5 protein-coding genes and 1 pseudogene are annotated in these 5028 nt (G+C 55.9%); 4 read left to right on the forward strand and 2 right to left on the reverse strand.

Annotated features, from left to right (window positions below; genetic code table 11):
* A pseudogene (locus ABY948_RS11080) lies at nucleotides 1-192 on the reverse strand (UDP-glucose 6-dehydrogenase); the annotation flags it as partial.
* A 492-nt stretch (nucleotides 193-684) separates the two neighbouring features.
* Between ABY948_RS11080 and ABY948_RS11085 the strand changes: the two are divergent.
* From ABY948_RS11085 to ABY948_RS11095, 3 genes are read left to right on the forward strand one after another with little or no spacing between them, the layout of a single operon-like run.
* Complete coding sequence (locus ABY948_RS11085; protein ID WP_461482597.1) at nucleotides 685-1434, forward strand: CDP-alcohol phosphatidyltransferase family protein; 750 nt, start codon at nucleotides 685-687, stop codon at nucleotides 1432-1434.
* Entirely contained in the window at nucleotides 1434-1823 is a 390-nt protein-coding gene (locus tag ABY948_RS11090; RefSeq protein WP_461482598.1) for a GtrA family protein, read from the forward strand. The genes ABY948_RS11085 and ABY948_RS11090 overlap by 1 nt, the downstream gene beginning before the upstream one ends.
* A 57-nt stretch (nucleotides 1824-1880) precedes the next feature.
* Nucleotides 1881-2975: an inositol-3-phosphate synthase gene (locus ABY948_RS11095; RefSeq protein WP_461482599.1), complete on the forward strand. Its 1095-nt coding sequence runs from the start codon at nucleotides 1881-1883 to the stop codon at nucleotides 2973-2975.
* 31 nt (nucleotides 2976-3006) lie between these two features.
* Here ABY948_RS11095 and nadC read toward each other — a convergent pair whose 3' ends face one another.
* Nucleotides 3007-3855 (reverse strand): carboxylating nicotinate-nucleotide diphosphorylase, encoded by an 849-nt coding sequence (nadC, locus tag ABY948_RS11100; protein ID WP_461482600.1) that lies wholly within the window; start codon nucleotides 3853-3855, stop codon nucleotides 3007-3009.
* Between the two features lie 276 nt (nucleotides 3856-4131).
* Here nadC and ABY948_RS11105 point away from each other — a divergent pair.
* Nucleotides 4132-5028: DUF1631 family protein (locus ABY948_RS11105; protein WP_461482601.1), on the forward strand; the 897-nt coding region annotated here is incomplete at its 3' end.

Genomic DNA, 5028 nt, shown 5'->3' on the forward strand with positions numbered 1-5028 from the left:
CGTGGCGGTCAATCGCAAATGATCTTGAGCAAGATAGGTCGGGATGTCCGGGTCAATGATCGGGGAACGTTTTTTGTTGATCAGGGCGAGTTTTTCTGGGTTGGTGTCGTGTATCCAAACGTCGTGGTGCTGGGCGAGTAGCACGGCATTAGCCATTCCAACATAGCCAGCCCCAATAATCACTATTTTCATGCTTCTAGCCTGTGGTTTCCGTGTGCTGTCGAAATGGGGGCCCTGACTTTCGTAGATTGTTCCTGGTTGGTCGCCAGCTCAGCCAAGCATATAGGGTACTTCAGTTCTCACCCCGGAGAAATGGTAGATATTTAACTCGCGTCTCACCTTATTCGCGATATGTTACGTACGCATGGCCTTTCGAGAACATAGAATGCCGAGATGATTGAACAAAGTGAGTGAGAGCCCGATGCTGTGCTTGAAAGGAGTTTGCGCTAGGCAGCAGATGTTTGTAGTGACAGCTAAAGATGGATGTTGTGAAAAGATATAGAATGCTGCCATCTATCATCTGTATTCCTATAATGGGCTAGGGGCTTTGCCAGCCAGCGGCTTGGCGGGAAAGGTGTTTTGGGGGGTATTCCCTTCGTCCTTAAATTAAGCAGGTAACTTTCTGGCCTGTGTTTCCTCAATAAAGTTCTATTGATAACAATTAGTTGGGTTCAAGCGTTGTCTATGGGTAGTGAATCTTTAAGCGTTGTTGTCGTCTTCGGCCTGGTGCTGCTGCTGGGCCTGATCTATGTCGTCATGGGGTTTGTGACGGGTACTTTCCGGCACTACGAGCGCGTCGACCGGCAGGGCGATAGCCTGTTATTGGGCAAATCCATCATGAACTTCGCGGTTTGGAGTATTGAGCCCTTTGCCCGCTGGCTGAGTCGGCGCTCGGTAACACCCAACCAGATTACCCTGAGTTCTATTCTTTTCGGGCTGTTGGCGGCGGCCTGCATCGCCACCGGTCATTTTGGCTATGGGTTTTCGATGGCGCTGTTGTCCGGTGTGGCGGATATGCTGGATGGCATGCTGGCCCGTTTTACCGGCAAGACCGACAGGTCCGGGGTGGTGCTGGATTCCACGGTTGACCGCTATGTGGATTTTTTCCTGCTGGCGGGCTGTGCGCTCTATTTCCGCGACGATGTGCTAACCCTCGGTGTTTGCCTGATGGCGATTCTGGGTTCTTTTATGATCAGCTATTCGACGGCCAAGGCGGAGGCGATGGCTGTTGAGGTGCCGCGCGGCGCCATGAAGCGCACCGAGCGCTACGTCTACCTGCTGCTGGGACTGGCTGCCAGCGGTATCTGGCCAACACTCTGGCTGCTGGAGCAGTCGCCGATCTGGTTGGTGCTGTGGCTGCTGGCGATATTGTCCAACTGGTCGGCGGTCAACCGCTTTCGTGCCCTGTATCGTGCGGCAAAGGGCGAGCACTGATGTTTTTCCGGGCACAGACGTCGGCTGTGCTGGCCACTGCCACTGACTTCCTGATTATGGTATTTTGCTATCAGGTTCTCGGTCTTCCACTGGGGCTTGCGGTAGCTTGTGGGCCGGTAGTCGGTGGTATCGTTAATTTTTCTCTCAACCGCTATTGGAGCTTCAGGGTTTCCCACGCTAGATTAGTCCGGCAGCTGGTCAGTTATATGACAGTTTGCCTGGTGTCTGCGGCGGCAAACTCGGGGGGAGTGTTGCTGTTGGTGGAGTACACGGCGCTGGCCTATTTCCCCGCCAGGGTGGTGGTTGCGCTGTTGGTTGCCCTGGTCATCAATTACCCGTTGCACCGCTTTGTGGTATTTGCCGCCAGGGGTTCGTTGCTGGAGGACTAGCTGTTTTTTGGCCACGCCAGTCGTTTTGTACGTTGTGTGAATTTTCGAGGAGTCGCTGTGGAAAGAAAGAAAATAAGAATCGCTGTCGTCGGTGTGGGCAATTGTGCCAGCTCCCTGATTCAGGGCATACATTATTACCGCAACCGCGATGCTGAAGAATGCATTGGCTTGCTCAACTACGAGGTTGGCGGCTACCGACCCGGTGATATTGAGGTGGTGGCGGCATTTGATATCGACAAGCGAAAGGTCGGGCGCGATGTCAATGAGGCCGTTTTTGCACTGCCCAACTGTACAGCGGTTTTTTGTGGGGATCTTCCAACCAGTGGCGTAAAAGTGTCCATGGGCAAGATCCTCGATGGTTACTCCGAGCACATGGCCCAGTTTGGCGATGATCGCACCTTCCTGCTGGCTGCCGAGGCCGAGCCGTCCCAGGCTGATGTGGTGGAACAGCTCAAGCGTGCCGGTGTGGATGTGCTGATGAACTACCTGCCGGTGGGTTCCCAGAAGGCGACCGAGTTTTACGCTGAGTGCGCACTTGAAGCGGGCTGCGCCTTCGTCAATAACATTCCGGTGTTCATCGCCAGCAATCCCGAGTGGGCGGAGCGCTTCAAAATGCGCAATATTCCGATCATCGGCGACGATATCAAAGCCCAGTTGGGCGCCACCATTGTGCACCGCACCCTCGGCAACCTGTTCAAAAAGCGCGGCGTGAAGCTGGAGCGCACCTACCAGCTCAACACCGGCGGCAATACGGATTTCTTGAATATGCTCAACCGCGAGCGGCTTTCCTCCAAGAAGAAGTCCAAGACCGAGGCGGTACAGGCGGCCATTCCCCAGCGTCTGGACGATGTCAACATCCACGTCGGGCCCAGCGATTACGTGCCCTGGCAGAACGACAACAAGGTCTGCTTTATCCGCATGGAGGGCAAGCTGTTTGGGGATGTGGCGATGAATCTCGAGCTGCGCTTGTCGGTTGAGGATTCCCCCAACTCCGCCGGCGTCGCCATCGATACCATTCGCTGTGCCAAGGTGGCGCTGGATCGCGATGTAGGCGGCATTGTCGAGATTCCCTCGGCGTTCTTCTGCAAGCACCCGCCGAAGCAGATTCCCGACGATGATTCCTATGCCATTTTGATGGAAGAGTGGGTTTAAGGCCGATACAGCCCAACTGGCGCGGGCGCCGTTAGTGCCCCGCCAGTTTCACCCGCATTGACAGATCGATGGCCCGGCAGTGCTTGGTCAGGCTGCCGGAGGACAGGTAGTCGATGCCCTGAATAGCTTTGCCGGCCAGGTTGCCGGCTTCCAGGTTGCCCGAGACTTCCAGTTTGGCCCGGCCGTTGTTGATGGTGACGGCCTGGCGAATCTGAGTTTCGTCGAAGTTGTCCAGCATGATGATGTCACTGCCCGCTGCCAATGCCTGTTGCAGTTCATCCAGGGTTTCCACTTCCACTTCAACCGGCTTGCCCGGGGCAATCTCGCGGGCCTTGCTGACGGCGGCGACAATGCCCCCGCAGGCGGCAATATGGTTTTCCTTGATCAGGAAGGCATCGTAGAGGCCGATGCGATGGTTGTGACAGCCGCCGACTTTTACCGCATATTTCTGGGCGAGCCGCATGCCGGGGATGGTTTTGCGGGTATCCAGCACCTTGATGCCGGTACCTTCAACCAGTCTGGCGTATTGCCGGGAAAGGGTGGCGGTGCCGGACAGCGATTGCAGGAAGTTGAGTGCGGTGCGCTCCCCGGTCAGCAGGCTGCGCGCTGCGCCGTGCAGTTCCATTAACTGTTGGTCTGGCTGCACCTCATCGCCGTCACTCACCAGCCAGTTGATCTCAACGCTGCTGTCCAGTTGCCGGAATACCTCATCCACCCAGACGGTGCCGCAGATGACAGCCTGTTCGCGGGTGATAACCGTACCGGTTGCCTGGTTTTCAGCGGGTATCAGTTGGGCGGTGATATCGCCCTCGCGGATGTCCTCCTCAAGGGCGCGGCGCACGGCGTCTTTAATGTCTTGGGCCAGTAAGTGGTCGATCATTTTCGGTATCCATTCAAGAGCGGATGAATTATATCAGGCAACCACGGGGCTGGCATCGCTCCGGTAGGGCGGGACATTGGTCCGTGTCGCAGTAAACATTTCAGAAAAAAAAGGATATAACTTCTGGCAATGAGGGGCGCTGAGCTTTTTATCTATCCTAATCAGGATATAATCGAATCAAATAGATACGTTCGATAGATAAAATGTACCGGAGCATTGGATTGCCAGCAGTCTCAACAATCGATCTGTCGAGAAAACCAGCGGTAGAGTCTTGCGGTGGCAGATAGAGATAGCCCGTCACAAACGTTTTTCAAGTTGCCCCAGCCGGTCCTGGCGCTGCAGGGGCGTGCCAGGACGTATCTCGCCACCTGTCTGAATGCCATGTTTGACCAGGTGGATGACACCTTTTTTGACCTCGCCGATCGCGCGGATAACAACCGCCAGCAAACCCTGTATTTCGATGCCATGCGGATGATCCGCGTCGAGCGCAAAAATATCGAACACCATTTCTTCAGGGCGCTGACCCAGGGGTTCCAGCAGCTCGGCAACGCTGCGGATTCGGGTCCGTCTGGCCGAACCAGGCCCCAGGGGCTGGAGGTGATCGAGAACGATCAGCTGGAGGAGATCATTGCGCTGGATACCATGGTGTCCAAGGCCACCGAGCAGTGCAAAATGGAACTCGAGGCGCTGAACACGCGCATTAGCTCCCTGGTGCCGGCGGCGGTCTCGATGAAAAACAATCCGGTGGGTCCGGATATGATCTGTGAAGCATTCAACGAGTCGGTGGCCCATCTGGATCTGAGGATTCCGATCAAGCTGGTTTTATTCAAGTTGTTTGACCGCCATGTGATGGTGCCGCTGAAAGATTTTCTGGTGGAGAGCAATCGTCGTTTTCGGGAGATGGGTATCCTTCCCGACCTGGAACAAACGCGAAAGGCCAGGGTAGAGAAGTCGCCGGAAGCACCGATAAGGCCGCCCGATTCGGTATCCCGCGCGAGTGAACCGGCGGCGACCGCAGTGGGCGGTGGTCAGTGGTCAGCCAATGCTGATCGTGGCGTGGGCTCTGGTCGTGAAAGTCCCACCCGCTATGGCCAGTTTATTTCCCAGTTGAAAACCCTGTTGCAATGGGAGTCCCGGGGGACTGCTCAGGATGAGAGCGGTGCCGCACCGGGC

This window comes from Porticoccus sp., assembly GCF_041592135.1.
Classification (GTDB): Bacteria; Pseudomonadota; Gammaproteobacteria; order Pseudomonadales; family Porticoccaceae; genus Porticoccus.